Annotated in this window: 21 protein-coding genes; 15 read left to right on the top strand and 6 right to left on the bottom strand. The window is 46.6% G+C overall.

What is annotated here, in order from left to right:
* Positions 1–18: 18 nt before the first annotated feature.
* Positions 19–1,125: a YheC/YheD family endospore coat-associated protein gene (locus J2736_RS20435; RefSeq protein WP_310500434.1), complete on the bottom strand. Its 1,107-nt coding sequence runs from the start codon at positions 1,123–1,125 to the stop codon at positions 19–21.
* Positions 1,126–1,139: 14 nt separating this feature from the next.
* A complete protein-coding gene (locus J2736_RS20430) occupies positions 1,140–2,531 on the bottom strand; it encodes a YheC/YheD family endospore coat-associated protein (RefSeq protein ID WP_310500433.1) in 1,392 nt (463 codons plus the stop codon).
* Positions 2,532–2,913: 382 nt separating this feature from the next.
* On the opposite strand from J2736_RS20430, the gene J2736_RS20425 reads away from it, so the two are divergent.
* The 7 genes from J2736_RS20425 (at position 2,914) to J2736_RS20395 (ending at position 9,234) form a co-directional block, all read left to right on the top strand.
* Positions 2,914–3,231, top strand: coding sequence for a hypothetical protein (locus J2736_RS20425; RefSeq protein ID WP_310500432.1), 318 nt, complete (start codon positions 2,914–2,916; stop codon positions 3,229–3,231).
* Positions 3,232–3,263: 32 nt separating this feature from the next.
* A complete protein-coding gene (locus J2736_RS20420; RefSeq protein WP_310500431.1) occupies positions 3,264–4,241 on the top strand; it encodes an FAD:protein FMN transferase in 978 nt (325 codons plus the stop codon).
* Positions 4,238–4,810 carry a ferric reductase gene (locus J2736_RS20415; RefSeq protein WP_310500430.1) on the top strand — a complete coding sequence of 191 codons (573 nt, stop codon included), beginning with the start codon at positions 4,238–4,240 and terminating at the stop codon, positions 4,808–4,810. Before J2736_RS20420 ends, J2736_RS20415 begins: the two co-directional genes overlap by 4 nt.
* 116 nt (positions 4,811–4,926) lie before the next feature.
* On the top strand, positions 4,927–5,982 hold the full coding sequence (locus tag J2736_RS20410; protein WP_310500429.1) for an acyltransferase: 1,056 nt from the start codon (positions 4,927–4,929) through the stop codon (positions 5,980–5,982).
* A gap of 629 nt (positions 5,983–6,611) precedes the next feature.
* On the top strand, positions 6,612–7,340 hold the full coding sequence (nfsA, locus tag J2736_RS20405) for an oxygen-insensitive NADPH nitroreductase (RefSeq protein ID WP_310500428.1): 729 nt from the start codon (positions 6,612–6,614) through the stop codon (positions 7,338–7,340).
* A gap of 101 nt (positions 7,341–7,441) precedes the next feature.
* Entirely contained in the window at positions 7,442–7,729 is a 288-nt protein-coding gene (locus tag J2736_RS20400; protein WP_310500427.1) for a hypothetical protein, read from the top strand.
* Between the two features lie 176 nt (positions 7,730–7,905).
* Complete coding sequence (locus J2736_RS20395) at positions 7,906–9,234, top strand: DRTGG domain-containing protein (RefSeq protein ID WP_310500426.1); 1,329 nt, start codon at positions 7,906–7,908, stop codon at positions 9,232–9,234.
* On the opposite strand, the gene J2736_RS20390 is transcribed toward J2736_RS20395, so the two are convergent.
* The 3 genes from J2736_RS20390 to J2736_RS20380 all read right to left on the bottom strand — a co-directional run bounded on the left by J2736_RS20390 (position 9,231) and on the right by J2736_RS20380 (position 10,430).
* The gene (locus J2736_RS20390) at positions 9,231–9,524 is read right to left on the bottom strand and encodes a YtpI family protein (protein WP_310500425.1); all 294 of its coding nucleotides are present in this window, start codon (positions 9,522–9,524) and stop codon (positions 9,231–9,233) included. The genes J2736_RS20395 and J2736_RS20390 overlap by 4 nt on opposite strands.
* An 85-nt stretch (positions 9,525–9,609) precedes the next feature.
* On the bottom strand, positions 9,610–10,101 hold the full coding sequence (locus J2736_RS20385) for a hypothetical protein (RefSeq protein ID WP_310500424.1): 492 nt from the start codon (positions 10,099–10,101) through the stop codon (positions 9,610–9,612).
* Positions 10,098–10,430 carry a YtrH family sporulation protein gene (locus J2736_RS20380; RefSeq protein ID WP_310500423.1) on the bottom strand — a complete coding sequence of 111 codons (333 nt, stop codon included), beginning with the start codon at positions 10,428–10,430 and terminating at the stop codon, positions 10,098–10,100. Before J2736_RS20380 ends, J2736_RS20385 begins: the two co-directional genes overlap by 4 nt.
* A gap of 125 nt (positions 10,431–10,555) precedes the next feature.
* Between J2736_RS20380 and J2736_RS20375 the strand changes: the two genes are divergently transcribed.
* The 8 genes from J2736_RS20375 (at position 10,556) to J2736_RS20340 (ending at position 20,119) form a co-directional block, all read left to right on the top strand.
* Positions 10,556–14,131: a DNA polymerase III subunit alpha gene (locus tag J2736_RS20375; protein ID WP_310500422.1), complete on the top strand. Its 3,576-nt coding sequence runs from the start codon at positions 10,556–10,558 to the stop codon at positions 14,129–14,131.
* A 430-nt stretch (positions 14,132–14,561) separates the two neighbouring features.
* Positions 14,562–15,062 carry a phosphatidylglycerophosphatase A family protein gene (locus J2736_RS20370; protein WP_310500421.1) on the top strand — a complete coding sequence of 167 codons (501 nt, stop codon included), beginning with the start codon at positions 14,562–14,564 and terminating at the stop codon, positions 15,060–15,062.
* 252 nt (positions 15,063–15,314) lie between these two features.
* Entirely contained in the window at positions 15,315–15,503 is a 189-nt protein-coding gene (locus J2736_RS20365) for a hypothetical protein (RefSeq protein WP_028554922.1), read from the top strand.
* A gap of 66 nt (positions 15,504–15,569) precedes the next feature.
* Positions 15,570–16,436: an acetyl-CoA carboxylase, carboxyltransferase subunit beta gene (gene accD / locus J2736_RS20360; protein WP_310500420.1), complete on the top strand. Its 867-nt coding sequence runs from the start codon at positions 15,570–15,572 to the stop codon at positions 16,434–16,436.
* Entirely contained in the window at positions 16,426–17,406 is a 981-nt protein-coding gene (locus tag J2736_RS20355; protein ID WP_310500419.1) for an acetyl-CoA carboxylase carboxyltransferase subunit alpha, read from the top strand. The genes accD and J2736_RS20355 overlap by 11 nt, the downstream gene beginning before the upstream one ends.
* Complete coding sequence (gene pyk, locus J2736_RS20350) at positions 17,399–19,153, top strand: pyruvate kinase (RefSeq protein WP_310500418.1); 1,755 nt, start codon at positions 17,399–17,401, stop codon at positions 19,151–19,153. Before J2736_RS20355 ends, pyk begins: the two co-directional genes overlap by 8 nt.
* 125 nt (positions 19,154–19,278) lie before the next feature.
* Positions 19,279–19,719 (top strand): acyl-CoA thioesterase, encoded by a 441-nt coding sequence (locus J2736_RS20345; protein WP_310500417.1) that lies wholly within the window; start codon positions 19,279–19,281, stop codon positions 19,717–19,719.
* A 4-nt stretch (positions 19,720–19,723) separates the two neighbouring features.
* Complete coding sequence (locus tag J2736_RS20340) at positions 19,724–20,119, top strand: FxsA family protein (RefSeq protein ID WP_310500416.1); 396 nt, start codon at positions 19,724–19,726, stop codon at positions 20,117–20,119.
* A 33-nt stretch (positions 20,120–20,152) separates the two neighbouring features.
* Here the strand turns inward: J2736_RS20340 and ytvI are convergent, their stop codons facing one another.
* Positions 20,153–21,238 (bottom strand): sporulation integral membrane protein YtvI, encoded by a 1,086-nt coding sequence (gene ytvI / locus J2736_RS20335; RefSeq protein WP_310500415.1) that lies wholly within the window; start codon positions 21,236–21,238, stop codon positions 20,153–20,155.
* Between the last annotated feature and the right edge of the window lie 123 nt (positions 21,239–21,361).

Genomic DNA, 21,361 nt, shown 5'->3' with positions numbered 1-21,361 from the left:
AACAAAGCTTAGCTCCTGTCAGCTCAGCTGTTTGTTCAACAAAAATCCAGCATAGTGGATCGGATTTGTAATTGATTTTGTTCGTGCTCGTTCATTATGCAAACGGGCGAAAATCGTTCGGCCCGGCTTTGAATTGACTTCTAGAATCCACACGCTTCCGCTGGTATCAATGCCGAAATCAATGCCTAGCTCGGCTAATCGACCATGATAGGACTCCAGTACGGATGGTATGTGCTTAGATAGCATATCGATCGTATCCATCAGTTGCGTTGACTTTGATTGACCAAATTCTCTGGTGAGATAATCGCTTGCGTCTTCGGCAGTTCCTCCGCCATGCAGATTGGAGGTAATGCTTCCTGGTTGACCTACGCGAACGGCCACTCCTGTGTGTTCCCAATTCCCGCGTCCGTTTTTCTGTACTAAGGAACGAACATCGTAAGACATCCCGTTCATAGAGTGGAGATGCAAATATTGTTGCAGGAGGTAGGGACGGGAACCTAATAAACGCTTCAGCCACTGCCAGCAAGTGGTCCATTTTTGGAACTCTGCTGCTACGGGTTGGTTACGTCCATCTCTTCCTTTTACTTGAAAAAGGTGGCCATCTTTGTGTATGTGTATGGCACCTTTGCCTTGACTTCCACCTTGGGGCTTTAGGAATACGTCTTGCTGGCTCTGCAGCCACGTTTCAAGTTGCTGACCGCTCCGTAATTGACTAGTCTCTGGCAAGAATGGACGGAGAGCAGCATCTTGATGGAGAATCTGGCCTACTTCCCATTTGCCGCCAAGTCCGTAACCTAGAAAGCGGATGGTGGGGAGTTCTCGCAATTTGCGCACATGATATTGATAAGTGAGATAACTCTGCTTCGTACCGAAGAAGCAACGATCATAAATAAGTGATGGAAGAGGGAACAGCTTGGTAATCCAGGCCAACTGTGTCCGATCATACATATAACCCCGTACCGTTGCTTGCAGCCAATCGATGCGATTAGGCGAGAAAACAAACACATCGATGCCTTTGTTAGCACCCTGTATGGTTAGATTCTGATAGAAACTGGAGCTGGCAAAAGGAAGGTCGCGGTTCAGTTCGGTAACCATGATACCTAACAAAGGGCGTTGTGTTCGCATTCGCATCATTCACCTCAATACTTCGCTAGAAAGCGAGCGTATTTGACTAATGTTTTGACAGAAGGCCTAATTTTATTTTTAGTATTATCCGTGTTAAGAGCTGTATTATCGTCTTTCGAAGGTTTGGAGTTCACTTCAAGCAGCCAAACTCTACCTAATCGATCTACGGCAAGATCAATGCCTAGTTCACCGAAATGACTGGGAATCTGAGTTTCGATTCCTTTAGCGATATCCAACGAGGCTTTGCGTAATCGACGTATAATGGAGGCGCGGGCTGCAGTTGTCGAGAACGAGGCTTTGGCTAACGCTGCCGGTACCGTGGATAAGGATCCGCCTCGTGCCAAGTTGGAAACAAAGTGCTGCGCACCTGCAATCCGACCGACAATGGAAGTAATTTCCCATTCTCCTTTTTCCCCCCGCTGTACAAGTGCACGGAAATCAATTGGATTTCCCTCGGTTGTAATGAGATCAAGCCCTTGTTGAATTTGAAAGCGCTGCGTTTTCAGCTTCCCAGAAATGGATTGAAACACGGCTAGCAAAGAAGGGAACGTTTGTCTGCGTACACCAGCAAGACTAGTTGAATGAGCTGTATACGATTCACCAAGGCCATCTCTTCGAATACGAATAATGCCATTGCCAAGACTTCCAGTAATTGGTTTAAGGAATAACGTGCTGTGGCGGCCGGCCATAGATTTCAGCATTTGAAAGTTTTTGAAAAGATGAGACTCAGGTAAGTAGGTATGCAATGAGCTATCTTTGCGTAAAGCCTCAAACACCTCTGTTTTGTTCAAATATTTCTCATTAAAAATTTCCGTGCCATAGCGAGATTTGACGTCTTTCATGAACTGCTGGACATTGGTCATATTCTCGTACTTGCGTGAGGTGAGTCGATTGTAGATGACATTCGGAATAGGGAACGTTCTTTTACTCCAAGAGCCATTTGCGTAGGAATAAGCAGAAATGGATTGGGGATTGGCGCGCATTTCTTTGGGTGGGAAGAAACATACACTAGCCCCTAATTGATCACAAGCAACAGTCAACTCTTTGCAAAAGGTGGTAATTGGACCGAATGGGCGACTCTGGGAACTCGCATTAACGCGGCTAATCATTACGCCAATTAAGGGTCCAATCGACATTGTATTCGAAGTTGGCTTATAGTTGATCGTAAGCCGAGCCCCTTGTTGAAGACCTATCTTAGATGCAAGCGCAGGGTCGACGCGGAGGCTATTCGGTACAGCAGCTGTGACCACTTTGACATCCTGCTGATAAGAGCCGAATCGCATGTTAATCATTTGATTGGATGGAACTTTCCATTTTTTTGCAATGGCTGCACTTAGAACAACGGTCCGATCATCCAAATAAATGCTGGTGCTTTGAATGGATACGCCAACTTTCGTTCTGGTCAATAGTGAACACTCCTTCCAGCATGAGAAAATCCCTATCGAGGTCATTCAAGGATGATCGACCGCTATTCTCCCCTACAAAGTGACCTTTGCGGGGCCCCGGGAAAGTTAGATTTTATCGCCAACAAGAAAGCTATTTTCGTTCGTCGAAAACGTATCTTTTCTCATATGGTCACAATGGTATTACTGCTCAAGCAAAGTAAACTACTCCATCATATGAGGACATATTTCCCTTTGTGCCTAGGCTTCTGCAGGAAAGCGCCCATTCTTCAAACATAACTTCAGGGAGCATTCAGCCATTTTTTAGGAATTATTCAGGATTTTAAGCCCATAACCGCGTATAATGAGCTTAGATTCTTAATCGTTGAGATGGGATGGATGAGGTATGAAAGTATCCTCGAGATGGACGAAGTGGCAGATTGCAATCGTTATCGCGATGATTGTGGTTTATTTGTTTCAAGAAGTCAAAGAGAGCCCAGAGTTCCTAGCAGCTGTTCGCGAAGCGGCGAATGCCAAGCTGCCTATCGTCCCCGTTACAATACAACCAAGGCAAGATAGCTCATCATCAGAACCTCTCGATAAAAATGCACCTGCGAAAATGGAGCGCACGGGACGAAGCCGCGACCAACTGAATGAGACGGATGATTCGTTCTCGCAATCCCTTTCACAAATAAAGCCCCATACTAAAAGCCGTGCATCCTAGTCTTTTGGAGCTAGGAAGGGAGTTGATATCGTATGTTTCACGAACTCACATTTCGATCCATGAATGCACAGGTGCAGCTCCTTCTGGAATCCGATGTGCCTTTGGCTGAGCTTGAAATCCCCGTATTGAATCGTTTCGTGCAGGCAGAACAACGGTTTAGCCGTTTTCTTTCTACAAGTGAATGTTCGTATCTCAATGCGAGAAGCGGGCAGCTAAGTTTCGTTTCTGACAGTATGCTCGAGGTACTTGAGTTAGCGAAGTACTATCAGGAACACACGAATGGCGCTTTTGATATCGGTGTTGGACAAGCGATAGCGCAGGCCGGATATAGACATTCTTTTGAGAACATACAAGATAGTCGTGTAGAGATTGAACAGCAGCAGCAGCCCCTCGGCCAATTAGGCAGGTCACTGCTAGTAGATGCTAGAATGAAATCAGTTCGCATCCCGGAGGGACATCGGTTGGATTTTGGCGGGATCGTGAAGAGCTGGACCGCACAACACACAGCGAATCACCTACAGATGGATTGGCAAGTGAATAGAGGCTTCATCAATGCAGGCGGCGATGTGGCCGTGTGGGGAGGATCATCGGAGAAGGAGCCCTGGTGTATTGGTATTGCAAATCCCTATGCATCGGATGTATCGGATACGTCTCAAGAAGCTTCGGTTGAGCTTGTAACGGGTGCTGTAGCTACCTCGAGTAAATGGCATAGACGTTGGCAAACGAGTGAAGGAGAGAGGCATCACCTCATTGACACACGTACGATGCAGCCCAGTCTATCCGATGTGGTGCAGTGCACCGTCGCTGGTCAAGATTTGATTGCATGTGAAGTATGGGCCAAAGTGCTGTGTATGCAAGGTATTGAGGATGGTGTCCCCCTCTTTCAGAGCAAGGCCCAGGGAATGGAAGCTCTAATGTTCACCTCAGCCGGTGATATGTGGCATGTGAAGCCGCGTTTCGGCAGCATGGAATTATTCTGGACAGGTCTGAAAGGAGTAAGATGCCTATGATTCATATGTTGGTTGAATTACCTACTTGGATGCTCATTCGATCATTCGGTATCCTATCCTATCTCACCTTGTTCATTGGCATGGTAATGGGGATTAGCTATAGCTTTCCTACTATTAAAGGGCACCGTAAGGGCCTACTTCTTCGATGGCACACTTATGCCAATATAACAGGAATGGGCTTCGCACTTCTTCACACGGTTCTTCTCATTATAGATACTTTCATGCCTTTCGACTGGGCTGAACTCCTAATCCCTTTTCATGCGGCAAATAGCCCGTTATGGAATGGCCTAGGTACAATCGCGATGTATGGCTTACTTCTTGTTCTATTGACAACGGATATTCGGCATAAGTTAAAAAGAAAGCTGTGGCTGGCTCTGCATATGTTGTCCTATCCGATCTTTGCATTGTTGTTACTCCATGGATTCTTTTTAGGAACAGATAGTAAGCAAGGTTGGGCAATCCTGATGTACGTGGTAACAGCCATCATCCTTCTTGGTTTAACCGTATTGCGGATGCAACAATCCATACGAAAACGTCAAGTTAAGTTAGGTCCAACCAAACATTTGTGACGCAGAGTTTCAATCCCTTGGATTGGGGCTCTTTTACATATTCCCTTGTTGCGAAACATGTCGAAAATGTCTATAGTTAAAGGGTATTTATAAGGAAATGAGGATAATAAACCCATATGGCAAAAGCAAAAATCACAGAGCTTGATATTGTTAGAGCAATTTCGATCCTTGCTGTTGTTCTGATTCATGTAACGGCGGATTGGACCGTGGATCCAGCTTTGAAAGGCAGCAGCACGCAGTTGCTTGTTTTATTTTTAAACAAAATAAGTTATTTCGCAGTTCCTGTCTTTATCTTTTTGAGCGGCATTGTGTTGTTCTATATTTATGCAGATAATTGGAGCGCTAAGCAAGCAGGCATTTTCTATTGGAAACGTGTTAGGCAAGTGCTTGTTCCTTATATTGTTTGGTCGTTTTTCTACTATATATATAATCCGTGGCTGTGGACGCCAGGGCATCCCTTTAAAATAGATCTGAAGGTCTTTCTCGAGCAGTTAAAATGGGCAGATTCTGGCTATCATTTGTATTTTATGATCATTATCGTGCAGTTCTACTTGTTGTTTCCACTGCTCGTGTGGGCAGTAAGAAATGCCGCATGGTTTCGTAAAACGCTCGCATTCTGGGGGTTAGCGATTCAAGCAGGTGTCTACATTTACAGTCACTGGGTCGGTCCTATTAGCCATAAACCGGAGTTGTGCATTACCTATTTTGGCTACTTCCTCGTTGGCGGTGCCATAGGGATGAACTATAGCAATTTCCGTGCGTGGCTCGACCGCAACAAAGGGTGGGTCATTCCAGCTTCCATCGTAAGCGGATTGGTATACACAGGGCTTTATCTATTAGCATCGCGGGGCTATTCCTTTGAAAATACGTGGTATGAGATCGCGTGGCTAATCTACAATCTGGGCATAGGCGTGAGCATGATCTGGATGGCGAAGGAGCTTCTAGTAAGATGGAAGCGTGTTGCGCAATTTTTCGTCTCGCTGGGGTCGGTTTCCTTCGGCGTATACTTGATGCATCCTGCTTTGCTCTCCTTGTGGAAATATAAGGTGCATATGCCGGGCTCGATTCTACTATTTAATGCTTATAATGCCATCGTGTTTGTTTTGATTGTGGCCATACCGTGGATATTGACTTTGTTATATCGGAAGGGAAGAAAGCTGCTTTTCAAGTGAGAGCGGACTTCGTTGGCTAGGTGAAGGTAAATGCAGATGCAGATGCAGGAACAGATACAACCGCAAGTCCTCGATTCTTATAAACGTAGCTCCCGTAAATTTTTTTTGCTCGCGAAAAGTGCTTACACAACCACAAAAAAAGCTCCCACAAAACTGCGAATATGCATCTTTTGCGGGAGCTTTTTCGCGTAAATGGAAAATGCATGCGAATATGCAGTTTTTTAAGTAGATTTCTCATGAAAACCATAAATATGTGGAAAAAAGATGCATATTCGCATCTATTTGCTAGTTTTGAGCCGAAATGTGGAAAAAAGCTGCACTTTTGCATCTTTTTGATCCCCTTACCTTCTAAAGTTAAGGGGTCAGGTTACAGAATCACAGTAGTTGCATTACTAAACATCCGCTATAGCCAGCAAACAGGTCACTCACATTCCTCACATCCCTACAATTCACCAAACTAGTCACATTCCACACATCCGCTACAGCCAGCAGACTAGTGACATCCTGCACATCCGTTACAGCGAGCAAACTAGTTACATTCCCAAAGCACTCCCGCCCTAGCAAAATTTGAAAATTGCTCAATTTTCAAGGATACTGGGAGAAAAGAGATAAAGGAGAGAATTCCATTCATGAATGCAATCATTGAACTTCTACAAAATCATCGTTCCATTCGAAAATTTACCCAAGAGCCCGTTAGCAGTGAGCAGCGAGAGGCCATTATCCGCGCTGCCCAGGCTGCCTCCACGTCAAGTAATATGCAGGCGTACAGCATCATTCACGTGTCCGATGAGCATATGAAAAGCCAGCTAGCGGAGCTAGCCGGCAATCAAGCTTACGTCAGCGAGTGCCCGCTCTTCCTCGTGTGGTGCGCAGACCTTCACCGCTTCGCGGGGGCGGTCCAGAGACACGTGGACACGCCAGTCACCGGCAATGCTGAGAATCTCATCATTGCCACGGTCGACGCTGCATTAGCTGCGCAAAATGCAGCGATCGCCGCCGAGTCACTCGGCCTCGGCGTCTGCTATATCGGCGGGCTGCGCAATAAGCCCGCGGAAGTATCCGAGCTGCTGGGCCTGCCCCAGCTCGTGTACCCGATCTTCGGCATGTGCATCGGCATGCCGGATCAAGAGCCGCTGCAACGCCCGCGGCTCCCGCTGGAGGCTGTGTACCACGAGAATCGGTACACGCCGAACTCAGCCGCGGTCGAGTCGTACGACGAGACGATCCGCGGCTACATGAACTTGCGTACCGACGGCAAAGTCGATACGACGTGGACCAAGGAAATGGCTGCGAAAGTGCAGCGACCAAGGAAGCATATGAAAGCTTTTCTGAGCAGCCAGGGCTACGAAGTGGAATAAACTTGACCACAATACGACCCATACGCTCATATATCAAGAACTTGTCTCATACAATGGCAATAGGTAGAGAATGGTTCGAGGTTATTTTGAGCGAAAGGTGAGTGATTCCTTTGAAAGGTTTCAAAAATGTCGTGTACATGGGCTTAGCCGTCGGTATGTTATTTTATTCCATTCCCAAATTACAATTTCGCGAGGTTGGTTCCTTGCCGATGATCTTTAGTGTCATTTGGCTCGTGATGGCCCTGCTTATCATTGCCGCGCATTTACATCAAATTCTTGGTGTTGATGAAGAAAAACGCAAACAACAGCTGCGTATCAATCGGATGAAGAAATGGCAAATGGAGCAGCTTGTGCAGGGCAGACGGAAGCTTTTACAATTCCGCAAGTAACAACAAAGTTTTGACATCGAACACATGTTTGCTATAATGAAAATAGAGCATCCAATCCAATAGGGTTGGATGTTTTGCATTCTCCCATTCTCCATAACCCTCATTGTTCTTAACCGTTAGAACGATTATACTAGTAGTACAGACTAATACAGGATCTAGTGAATGAGGTGTAACAGTTGGATGCACATTCGGTCGATACATTAACGAAGCATGAGCAGATTTTGCGGCATATTGAAGACTTGAAGCTTGGCAGTCGGATTTCTGTGCGTAAAATTGCCAAAAATATGGAAGTTAGCGAAGGTACAGCCTATCGCGCGATTAAAGAGGCCGAGAATCAAGGACTCGTTTCGACCAAAGAGCGGATCGGAACCGTGCGTGTGGAGAAGAAACTGCGCCAGAACATAGACAAACTAACCTTTGCCGAGGTTGTGAATATGGTGGACGGTCAGGTGCTCGGTGGGGCGAAGGGACTGCATAAGACGCTGCACAAGTTCGTCATCGGCGCGATGGAGCAAGATGCGATGATGCGCTACATTGAGGCAGGCAGCTTACTCATTGTAGGTAACCGGAATAAGGCTCACTTGTGTGCCCTCGAGCAAGGCGCAGGCGTTCTCATTACAGGTGGATTTAACACGAGCCCAGAGGTCAAAGTTCTGGCGGATGAGCTGGAGTTGCCGATAATTTCAAGCAGCTATGACACCTTTACCGTCGCTTCCATGATTAACCGAGCTATCTATGATCGTTTGATCAAAAAGAAAATCATGCTCGTAGAAGATATTCTCGCCTCTGGTGCAGCGCTCTTCGCCTTGAAGGCGAACAGTACATTGAAAGATTGGCAGCGCATGTCCGAAGATACGGGCTATAGCCGCTTTCCTGTCGTCGATGAGTGGAATCGCATTATCGGTGTTGTGACTTCCAAAGATATGGTCGGTGCGAGCGCACAGCAATCTGTCGACAAATTGATGACACGCAATCCGCTGACCGTTTCTCCGCAGACTTCAGTCGCCTCGGCAGCCCACATGATGGTGTGGGAAGGTATTGAGCTTTTGCCCGTTGTGGATATGAATCGCAAAATCGTCGGCGTGCTCAATCGCAGCGATATCTTGAAGGCGATGCAATCCATTCAGAAACAGCCGCAGAACGGTGAAACTTTTGAAGATTTGATCTGGTCCGGGATGGAAGAGGTTAGAGATGAGAAGGGCAAACTGCAATTTCATGGGGTTATTACACCGCAGATGACGAATCATTTGGGGACGGTATCCGAAGGTGTTCTTACAACGCTTATGACGCAGGCGGCATACCGCATCGTGCAGGAGCATAAGAAGGGGGATCTCGTCATGGATAACATGTCGACCTATTTTCTGAAGCCGCTTCAGATTGATTCCAAAATAGAAATACGACCCACCATCATTGAGGTGAGCCGTAAATTTGGCAAGATAGATGTAGAGATTTATCATGCAGGTGCGCTGGTTTCCAAGGCGATGCTAACCGCTCAAGTGATCTAGCGCAGCAAACGATCGAAGTGCCCATGATTACGGATGCCAACGAAAACATTGAAAACGCCGATCAACACGAGTACCGTGCCAAAAATACGGCGGAAGCTGGATTCGCTGAAGAAGAAGATCTGCGTAACCGCAATGAGCACGAGCATAAGCCCCATGAAGATGTTCATACGAGCCGTATACAAGCCTCGTTTGGCGGCATCTGGCTCGCGACGTGAGCGAATGCTATAGAACAAGGTAAGTCCGAGCATGAGGCAAATAAGAATGAATAACGTCAATTGTATAGCGTGCATGGCGACAATCCGTCCCTTATCGTTGAATTTACAATTAACTTTAGCGATTTTAGGACAGGATTGCAAGATGAGACCCCAATTCTTGTTAGGTCTTTTTCTCCTCGGCAGTGATCCAAATCGTTAATTCTGTCTGAATCAGCACAATAGATTTGACCTGGACCACATATTTTTTATCATGAAGAAAATACGTTCTTTGCGTAATCATACGCTCATAGAGTGGCTGGGCATCGCCAACAAACGAGGCCTTCTGGCCAATGACGACTTTAAGTTCGCTTTTAATATCTCCTTCAATTTCTTTTTGAATGTCATCACTAAAGATGTCGGTGTCATTTTTGGGAAGCAGATGCACATTGACTACATTGACAAGTGTTTGATTATTTTTAGTCTTTTTTAAATTAGCGATATCGGAAGTTAGATTTTCATTCTCCTGTAAAACCTTATGCAACTGCACATATAACTCATTATACGTGTGTTGATGAATACTCATATAGACCGCGCTCCCAATGATCGCTCCCGACAACAGTAATCCGAAGCTCGCAAGCAGTCGTTGGTATCGGGCAAAAGGAGGGACTCTCAAGTCTGATGGCCCCCCTTGCAGATCATTTGGATGAGCGCAGTTCCGAACTGTGCCCCTGTAAAAGCAACGATGATATAGACAACTTGTTTGATTGCCGGGTTGAGATGGCCGATGGCCACATGACTTTCAATATAACGGATTGGATCTATGGTACCGCCAACGGCAGCAACCATAGCCCAGATCTTGATATTTTCTGAAATGGTCAGCATTTTCTCAGTTGGAGATTGCAAGGTCAATACGGCAGCGATGCCGCTTAGCATACTTCCTCCGAATACAACCCCAAATGCAATACAGAAATACATGATAATACTTGCCCAAAAGCCAGCCATGTGCCAATCGCTTCCTTTCTACTGAGTTGGGAGGACAAACTCTCTCTCTACTACTGTATGGGACTGGCTAGCTCCAATATGATAAAATGCTTGGAAATAATTCAATAAGAAGGGGGGACCCACGGATGAGTTCGTTTGTACATCTGCACGTACATAGTGAATATAGTTTGTTAGACGGTGCGGCACGCATGGAGGAGCTTGTTTCACAAGCGGCTAATCTTGGCATGACCTCTCTGGCTTTGACGGATCATGGTGTCATGTATGGGGCCATAGCGTTCTACAAAGCTTGTAAACAACGTGGGATCAAACCGATTATCGGGTGTGAAGTTTACTTCACTGCGGGTTCCATTCGGGATAAAGGAACACGGCAGGAGCAGCCCATTTATCACCTTATCTTGCTTGCCAAAAATTTAAAAGGCTATCAGAATCTCATGAAGCTCACGTCGATTGCACATCTACAGGGCTTTCACTATAAACCGCGAATTGATTTAGAACATCTGTCCCAGTATTCGGAAGGTTTGATTTGCCTAAGCTCTTGTTTAGGAAGTGAGGTTTCTCAGCATTTACTTCATAACCGCTATGATGAGGCTCGCCAAGCGGCAGAGCGTTATCGTGATATTTTCGGAGACGATTTCTTTCTAGAAATCCAAGATCACGGCATGCTTGAACAGAAAAAAGTGATGGTTTCCATGATTGAACTTAGCAAAGAAACCGGTATTCCTTTAATCGCGACGAACGATGTCCATTACGTAACAGAGCCAGATCATGTGATGCAGGATATCCTCATTTGTATTGGGACGGGCAAAACCGTAGAGGATACGGATCGGCTCAAGATGGGGACAAGCCAGATGTATTTGAAAAGCGAGGAAGAGATGCGGCGTTTATTCGTCCATGTGCCTGAAGCGCTTGCGAATACAGCTGTGGTTGCTTCGCGTTGTGATCTCGAACTGACGTTCGGGAAGTCGATTTTACCGAGCTTTAGCCCGATTCCAGATCATGTAACAGCAGGTGCTTATCTGCAGGAGCTATGCAAACAAGGTCTGGAGCAGCGTTATGGGAGCAAGCCAGAGTGGCAGGATCCGAGTCATCCCCTTCGGAAACAGGCGGAAGATCGCCTTGCCTACGAGCTTGGTGTCATCGAGAACATGGGCTTCTCCGATTACTTCTTGATTGTATGGGACTTTATTCGATTCGCTCACGAGAAACAGATCATGACAGGACCAGGGCGGGGGTCGTCCGCAGGAAGCTTAGTTGCCTATGTACTGCGCATAACGAATGTGGACCCCTTGCAGTATAAGCTGCTCTTTGAACGATTCTTGAATCCGGAACGGATTTCCATGCCTGATATCGATATCGATTTTAGTGATGAGCGGCGGGATGAAGTTATTGATTATGTCGTTGCCAAATATGGACATGAGCATGTAGCGCAAATTATTACCTTCGGAACGATGGCGGCGAAAGCTGCGGTTCGGGATGTCGGGCGCGTACTTAACGTTCCTTACGGGGACGTGGATCGGGCTGCTAAAGCAATTCCTAATCAGCTTGGAATGACACTGAAGGAAGCGCTGCAGACGAGCTCTGACTTGAAAGGAATGGTAGCTAGACAACCTAAGACCGCAGAACTGCTGGAGATGGCTATGCGAGTTGAAGGGATGCCGCGCCATGCCTCAACGCATGCTGCTGGTGTCATTATTTCGCGAGAGCCGCTGACGCATTACGTGCCTTTACAAGAAGGGACGACACAGACGGCACTCACCCAATATACAATGGAGCATTTAGAGGCGATCGGACTTCTCAAAATGGATTTCCTAGGTTTACGGACGCTGTCCATTATTGAACGAACGGTCGATTGGCTGGCCCAAATGGAAGAGATTCACGTTAACTTCAATCTCCTTAATATGGATTCCGATGATATTACCTATGAGATGCTCAGCAAAGGGGAAACAACAGGCGTATTTCAGTTAGAATCGACAGGCTGTCGTAAGGTTCTCAAGGACTTGAAGCCGTCCCAATTTGAAGATATTATTTCCGTCTTAGCCTTGTACCGTCCGGGCCCGATGGAGTTTATTCCTAAATATATAGCAGGTAAACACGGACAGGTTGAGGTTGTTTATCCACATCCAACACTTGAGCCCATTCTTAAGGACACTTACGGCATCATCGTGTACCAAGAGCAAATTATGCAAATTGCGTCTTCGATGGCAGGTTTCAGTTTAGGAGAAGCGGATTTATTACGTAGAGCTGTGTCCAAAAAGAAGCGCGAAGTCCTCGATGAAGAGCGTACACATTTCGTATCGGGAAGTTTACGACAAGGCTTTAACGCGGACGAAGCTAACCTGGTCTATGATATGATCGTGCGTTTTGCCGATTACGGCTTCCCGCGTGCGCATGCAACAGCTTATGGGGTGCTGGCTTTCCAAACAGCTTATCTCAAAGCGCATTATCCGATTTATTTCATGGCTTCGATGCTGACCGCCGTCATGGGGAATCATCGCAAGGTTGCTGAGTATGTGGATGAATGCCGACGTGTGAAGCTAGCTGTTCTGCCACCAGATGTGAACGGCAGCGGAACGGTCTTTACGCCGGATTCTAAGGCTGGTGCTATTCGATTCGGCTTGGCAGCCATCAAAAATGTCGGTACACAAGCCATCGATGCCATTCTTAGTGAGCGAAAGAAAGCTCCTTTCGAAAGTTTGCTTGATTTCTGTCGCAGGGTCGACCTCCGTGTAGTTAATAAACGTGTTGTTGAATCGCTGATTCAAGGCGGAGCTTTCGATTCACTCGGCGGTCATCGTGCTCAGCATCTCGCTATTCTCGATGAAACCATTGCCTCCGCTACGAAATGGCGCAAGGAACGAGATGATTTACAGCTTCACTTGTTCGGATTCGTTGAAGAGCCGAATTGGGAGGTCGAGGTGCCGAACATCCCTCCGATGCCGCAATCCAAGCAGCTTGAGCTGGAGAAAGAGCTGCTTGGCATGTACATTTCTGGCCATCCGCTGGATACGTATACGGAGCAGCTTGCCGAACTGGATGCCGTGATGCTGCATCAGCTGACAGAGCTACCAGATCATAGCGATGTTCTGGTTGCTGGGATGATCCTCTCGAATAAGACCATCGTCACCAAAAAAGGTGATCCGATGGCGTTCATGGAGCTGGAGGATCGCATTGACAAGGTCGAGGTGGTCTTGTTCCCCGAGACCTGGAAGAAGTCGGCTCCGCTCGTAGGGAAGGGCAGGCTCGTCCTCGTCCGTGCGAAGCTGCAGCTTCAGGACGAGGACCCGCCCAAGCTGCTCGCGGAGCAGCTAGCTGCGCTGGACGACCCGGAGGCCGTCCAGCGGCTTCGCCGGCAGCCTGCGGCACGCCGATCCCCTGACGATGTCAGGGATCGTGCGCCGCGCGCGGCTGCCCCGCAGGCGGCTCGCGCTGGCGCTGCGCCAGCGCGGGTCGAACCCGCCGCTGCTGAGGCGAAGCCGCAGCGCGTGTTCGTCAAGATCACGGCTGACTGTGAGCAGCCGGATAAGCTTTTGCAGCTAAAGGCGCTGCTGAAGCTGCATAAGGGCCAGCTCGCGGTTGCGCTTTTCTATGAAAGCAGCAACAAGCTCTTGGCCTTGAGCGACCAGTATCGGGTCGATCCGACCAAAGATTTGATGCGCATGATCGAGACGATTATGGGCAAGGATTCCGTCCGGGTGAAATGAGGAAATCTCAATCGAGTCCATTCAACCACTTTCTCCATTTCGCTGGCGGGTAACTGCTCTAGCGCACAATTCTTGTGCGCAAGCGAGCGCAAAGCGTCGCAGTCACCGCCCTAGCGCACAATTGTTGTGCGCAAGCGAGCGCAAAGCGTCGCAGTCACCGCCCTAGCGCACAATTGTTGTGCGCAAGCGAGCGCAAAGCGTCGCAGTTACCGCCCTAGCTCACAATTGTTGTGCGCAAGCGAGCGCAATCCGTCGTGGTAACCGCCCTAGCGCACAATCATTGTGCGCAAGCAAGCGCAATCGGTCGTAGGCACTGCCCTAGCGCACATTTCTTGTGCGCAAGCGAGTAGTAAAGATAACTTCCTCCGCATATGAATAGGAACCCGGGTTTACTTTTCATATAAGCATCCCTATGCTAGGAGGAGGATTTATGACCGAACAACATATGATCCAACTACTCCAGAAACGCGGCGTGTCCGTGGATCAAGTGTCAGAGATCGTGTATAAGCTGCAGAAGCCGTATAATGATCAACTTACGATTGAAGAATGTGCAGACAGCGTAATGGCAGTGCTTTCGAAGCGAGAAGTGCAATATACCCTCTACACAGGGATTGCCCTAGATGAATTAGCAGAGAAGAAGCTCCTGCCGGAACCGCTGCAATCTATTCTTGAAGCAGATGAACCCTTGTATGGGGTAGACGAGACATTGGCACTTGGCATTGTGCATGTTTACGGGATGATTGGGTTAACCAGCTTTGGTTATTTAGATAAGGAAAAAATAGGAATTATTCGCGCATTGAACGATGATAAAAGCAGCGTGCATGTTTTTCTAGATGACTTAGTTTGTGGATTAGCAGCAGCGGCTTCAGCCAGAATTGCTCATCAAAATGAGCATGCGCCTGATTATAGCTCTAAGCAACGTTTGGACTAATGAGTTCAGTCTTTACTTTAAATATACAAATGATAGGTTTTACGTGATAAATTACCTATATTTCTAGATAAACGCTCACGTCCATAGTGGATTGTGCAGTCGTTTATTTTCGTTTCCATGATGTGCTCTGTTGCGGGCAAAAGTGGAATTATGCTATCATTATTGCATTGTGTGTTCCTATGCATGGATTATCGTCTCGTCATAGCTTAATTGCCTTAGTGGTTGTAGTTGCACGTCATAGGAGGTTTATTCATGTGGACGGTGATCTATATAGCTCCTACTGCGAAAATTGCAGAGCGGATTAAACAGAGGCTGACGGAAGAAGGCTTTCTGGTTCAAGTACGAGGCATCTCTTTATCCAAAAATCAGTTTGAAATTGTAGTTCCCGAAGGGGAGCTGGAAGAAGTACAAGAAGTGCTCAATTCTATTTTACATAGATAGTTAAAGTAGAACTAAGAATCGTGGCTTGTCAGGGAATATAGATCATAGCCAAGTAGAGGTGGAAATGTGCTAAAGGATTTATTTCAAAAGCGAAAATATGCAACGATTCCTTCCGAGAGAACGAAAAGGGAAATTCCTGAGGGTTTAATGAATAAATGTCCGAAGTGTGGCACGATTCAAACAAGCAAAGAGCTTGAGAAGAATCTTAAAGTGTGTACGTCTTGCGGTTATCATTATCGTTTAAGCGCATCCGAACGGATCCAACTTACGCTCGATGAAGGTCAATTTGTTGAATTTGATACCGATATGATTTCAGAAGATCCTTTGCAGTTTCCTGATTATGTCGAGAAATTGGACAAAGCTAAGAACGCAACGAAGCTTCAGGACGCCATTATGACGGGTCAAGGCACAATTGGCGGATATCCGGTTATCGTTGCTGCGATGAGCTTTGATTTTATGGGAGGCTCGCTAGGTTCCGTTGTTGGTGAGAAAATGACGAGAGCCGTCGAAATTGCGATTGAGAAAAAGCTTCCGATTCTTATTTATTCCACATCTGGTGGCGCACGTATGCAAGAAAGTATTCTAAGCCTTATGCAAATGGCCAAAACGAGTGCTGCTTTGTCCAAGCTTAGCGAAGAAGGCGGATTATTCATATCTATTATTACAGATCCGACTTTTGGTGGGGTTTCAGCAAGTTTTGCAATGCTTGGCGATATTATTATTGCAGAACCGGCTGCGTCTTTTGGTTTTACCGGACGCCGTGTAATCGAACAAACGATTAAGCAGAAGCTGCCTGATAATTTCCAAACATCTGAATTCAATCTCGAGCACGGTCAGCTCGACAAGGTCGTCTGTCGTAAGGATATGAGACCGACGTTAATTAAGCTGCTCGACATGCACGGAACGAAGGAGGATGCGACTGATGCCGGGTGAAATGCCGTTTGAACAGCCGCTGGCGGAGCTGAAAAGCAAGATTGCCGAACTGCGTAAATTTGGTGCAGAGAAGCAAATTGACTTTTCAGAGGAAATTCGCCGTTTGGAAGAAAGATATGTGCAACTAGAGGATGAACTTTATACAACGATGACGTCAGCGGAGAAAATGCAACTGGCACGCCATCCGCAAAGACCGACGACAATCGATTATATTCATACGATATTTACAGATTTCATTGAGTTTCATGGGGATCGCTTATATGGCGATGATTTAGCAATTGTTGGTGGTCTGGCCAAACTGAACGGCATACCCGTGACGGTTGTTGGGCATCAAAAAGGGAAAGATACGAAGGACAATATCGCTCGCAATTTTGGATGTCCGCATCCAGAAGGGTTCCGTAAAGCGCTGCGTTTGATGCGTCAAGCTAACAAATTTAAGCGTCCTATCGTTACCTTTATTGATACGAAGGGGGCATTCCCTGGGAATGCTGCGGAAGAGCGCGGTCAAGGAGAAGCGATTGCCAGAAACTTGCTGGAAATGGCCTCTTTTCGTGTGCCGATCATCTGTATCGTCATTGGTGAAGGTGGCAGCGGCGGTGCCTTGGCGTTAGGTCTAGGAAATAAGGTGTTAATGTTGGAGAATGCGATCTATTCGGTTATTAGTCCCGAAGGCGCAGCTTCGATTCTTTATAAAGATGCTTCTAAAGCATTACACGCAGCAGAAGCAATGAAAATTACGGCTGATCATATCCTTGAGCTAGGTGTTATCGATGGGATTATACCTGAGCCTAAGGGCGGCGCTCACCGGGATTTAGCCACACAGTCCGAACACATTAAATCAGCGATCTGGGAACAGCTTCAGCAACTGCTAAGTTTGAACGAACAGGAGCTGCTTGAGGACCGTTACCGGAAATTTAGAGATATCGGTCGGTTCACATTCAATCAGGAGGGTAACAGTAACCATGCGTAAAACGAAAATTGTCTGTACGATTGGACCAGCAAGCGAATCACAAGAAAATTTAAAGAAACTACTACTAGCGGGCATGAACGTCGCTCGTCTTAATTTCTCCCATGGAGATTTTGAAGAGCACGGTGCACGTATCCGCAACCTTCGCGCTGCATCCGCCGAGACTGGTAAAATAGCTGCTATTTTGCTTGATACCAAAGGACCGGAAATCCGTACAGGTAAGCTAAAAGAAGAGCCAATTGAGCTCGTTCAGGACAAGCATATTATTTTGACAACCGAAGAAATTCTAGGGGATGTAGACCGTATCTCAGTTACGTATTCTGATCTGCCGCGTGACGTTAAAGTTGGATCCACGATTCTTATCGATGACGGCTTAATTGGTCTTACGGTTGTTGATATTCGCGGAACTGAGATCGAATGCCGTATCGTCAATGGCGGAACGATCAAAAGTAAAAAAGGTGTAAACGTTCCAGGCGTGAAAATCAGTCTTCCAGGTATCACCGAAAAAGATGCGAATGATATCGTGTTCGGTATTGAACAAGGTGTAGATTTCATCGCAGCTTCTTTCGTGCGTAAAGCAAGTGATGTCATGGAAATTCGTGAATTGTTAGAGCGTCACAACGCATCGCATATCCAAATTATCTCCAAAATCGAAAACCAAGAAGGCGTTGACAACCTTGACGAGATCCTTGAAGTTTCCGACGGTTTGATGGTTGCCCGTGGAGATCTTGGCGTTGAGATTCCTGCTGAGGACGTTCCTGTTGTTCAAAAGCAAATGATCAAAAAGTGTAACATTGTAGGTAAACCGGTTATTACGGCTACAATGATGCTCGATTCCATGCAACGTAACCCGCGTCCTACACGTGCGGAAGCAAGTGACGTAGCGAATGCGGTATTTGACGGAACAGATGCTGTGATGTTGTCCGGTGAGACAGCAGCTGGAAAATACCCAGTTGAATCCGTTGAAACGATGGCTCGTATTGCTGAGCGTGCAGAAGCGGCTTTGGAATATAAAGAGATCTTCCTTCGTCAAGCACAAGCGCAACAAGTGACAGTTACAGAAGCAATCTCGCAAGCTGTAGCGAACTCGGCACTAGAGCTAGGTGCGAAAGCGATTCTGACAGCTACTGAAAGTGGCTACACGGCGCGTATGGTTTCCAAATACCGTCCAAAATCCCCGATTATCGCAGTAACACCTAGTGAGCAAGTGATTCGTCGCTTATCCCTCGTATGGGGCGTTATTCCGGTGATTGGCGTAGAAGCGAAAACAACGGACGAGCTATTCAACCTAGCGGTAGAAAGCTCCATCAAAACAGGTATCGTTTCCCTTGGTGACATCGTTGTTATTACAGCAGGTGTGCCAGTTGGCCGCTCTGGAACAACGAACCTGATCAAGGTTCATCACGTTGGTGAGATGATTGCCAAAGGGACAGGCATCGGTATGCAAACAGCGACAGGAACTGTTGTAACAGCACGTACACCAGAAGAAGCTAACGCGAAAATGGTAGATGGCGCTGTACTTGTAACAGTTTCAACGGATAAAGAGTACATGCCAGCTGTTCAAAGAGCATCGGCCTTGATTACCGAAGTGGGTGGCATTACGTCTCACGCGGCTGTCGTTGCACTTAGCCTTGGGATTCCTGTCATTGTTGGCGTGGAAAATGCAGTAGAATTAATTAAAGACGGTACAGAAGTTTCGATTTACCCAGAAGTAGGCGTAATCTACTCAGGTCAAGCGAGCGTTCTGTAAGTCATATAAAGAGTGAAGCGAGAGCAATCTTGCTTCACTCTTTTTGCGTCTATGACGCCAAATTCCAAGCTCAGGCGATGCCTATGTTATAATGGAAGTATCAAGTTATAGCAGGAGGATTTAACATGAATCAGGAACGGTGGCATGGGCACCAGCTGCGAGTGCGGTATCAGGAGACGGATCAAATGGGGGTCGTCTATCATGCCAACTATTTGACTTGGTTTGAAATTGGACGCACTGAGCTCATTCGATCTCTGGGATATCCCTATAGTCGAATAGAGGAAAAGGGGCTACTACTCCCCGTAACCGAAGCGGATCTCAAGTTCAAAAAGCCAGCACGTTACGATGATCTTGTGGGCATCTATACGCAGGTCATTCAAACGAGCAGCATTCGGCTGCAATTCGCCTATGAAATTCGCAGAATTCATGACGATCTTACCGAAGAATTATTGGTGACGGGCACAACTAGTCATGTTTGGGTGAATCCTTCTTGGAGGCCAGTACGTATAGAGAAGGAAGCGCCAGAATTGTGGCAGCTCATTACGAAGAATTCCGAAGGAGTGTGAACGTATGTTTCGATGGATTATTGCTCTATTAATACTCGTACCAGCCGTTGAAATTACACTGTTAATTATGCTAGGACATCTAGTCGGAGGTTGGATGACCTTCCTGTTCATCATAGCAAGTGGCTTTCTAGGTGCTTACTTTGCTAAGCGCGAGGGACGCAAGGTCATGGAATATGCGAAGTTCGAGTGGTCGCAGGGGCAATTGCCCGCACAGCAAATCCTAGATGGCATCTGTATTTTCCTTGGAGGGATTCTGCTCATTACACCAGGCTTCATTACGGATATTCTTGGTTTCTTGCTCGTTTTTCCGTATACAAGACCGATATTCAAGGTACTCTTGCTGGCAATCATTCGCAAGCAAATCGGTAAAGGCAACATGCACATCATTCGTCGTCGATAAGCTTATTATCAAAGCAAAGGCTCGGTCATCCTCCTATTCCGGAGGTGCCGAGCCTTTGTGTATGTAGGCTGCGATATCATGAAAGATTCTCGCACGATAGAAGGCGGTAATGAGGATAAGCGATACAGGACCAACGATGAGTCCTAATAGGCCGAATAGCTTTAAACCAACGAACATGGCGATTAATGTGGCTAAGGGATCCAAGCCGACGGAAGAGGCTAATACTTTGGGCTCCATAATTTGCCGCGCGATGACAATAACGCCGTACAGAATACTAAGTCCAATACCCAGCATGATATTGCCTTGCGCAAAGAATACATAGAGGATCCATGGCACCATGACCGCACCTGTTCCTAAATACGGCATTAGATCAGCCAAACCCGTCAATAAACCGATGGTGATGGCGTAGTCAACTCGCAGCACAAGCAGACCGATAATGACCACGAGGGCGGTTAAGGAAACTAGAATTAACTGAGCTCTTACATATCCGAACAGCGCTTTCTGCAAATCCGTTCGAATTAACTTCGTCGTTTTGACGATGACATCCGAGAAGATACCTTTGTAGCGTTTGATAAGTCCATACCAGTCCTTGCTAATGAAGAAGGTGGCTAACATGACAATGATCGTGATTGTCGCAATATTCGGCAGCGAGGTTAGGAAACCTTTGAGTGCCGCAAAGATATAGGTGATGACCAATTTACTAACATCGGCTATTGAACCTGCGGTGGACGAGAGATTGGTGTTAACCGTCTCCTGATATTTCGGGTTATTTTCGAAAAATTCATTAACACGCTCAATCCATTGTTGGAAGGTAACCGAATTAATAAACACATTAAATTCTTCTACCCACCGGTTAATTTGCAGTTGAATCGTATCCGCAAGTGAGCCCAGTTCAACGACAATATTGGCTACAAGTAACGTAATGATGGTAACCATGGCACCTAAGAATAAGAGCATGGATAACGAAACCGACAGCCATCTGGGCAGTTTTAATTTGAATTGAAAAAAATTAACAAGCGGGTTAAGCATAAGAGCAATGATCCAACCAAAAATAAAGGGGTAAATTAGAGGAATGATATAGTAAAAGGCAATGGCCACTATGAATAGTATGATTGCCACCCATATACCCCTGAAAATTTGGTGAACCAGTCGCGGATTTAGGATACCCATGGTAGGAATCACTCCTTGTTATCAGTCATTTTTATTGTAACATGAACGTGGATAAATACGGAAATATCATCT

This window comes from Paenibacillus qinlingensis (assembly GCF_031455095.1).
Classification (GTDB): domain Bacteria; phylum Bacillota; class Bacilli; order Paenibacillales; family NBRC-103111; genus Paenibacillus_E; species Paenibacillus_E qinlingensis_A.
This window is presented reverse-complemented; position numbering and strand designations above follow the sequence as displayed.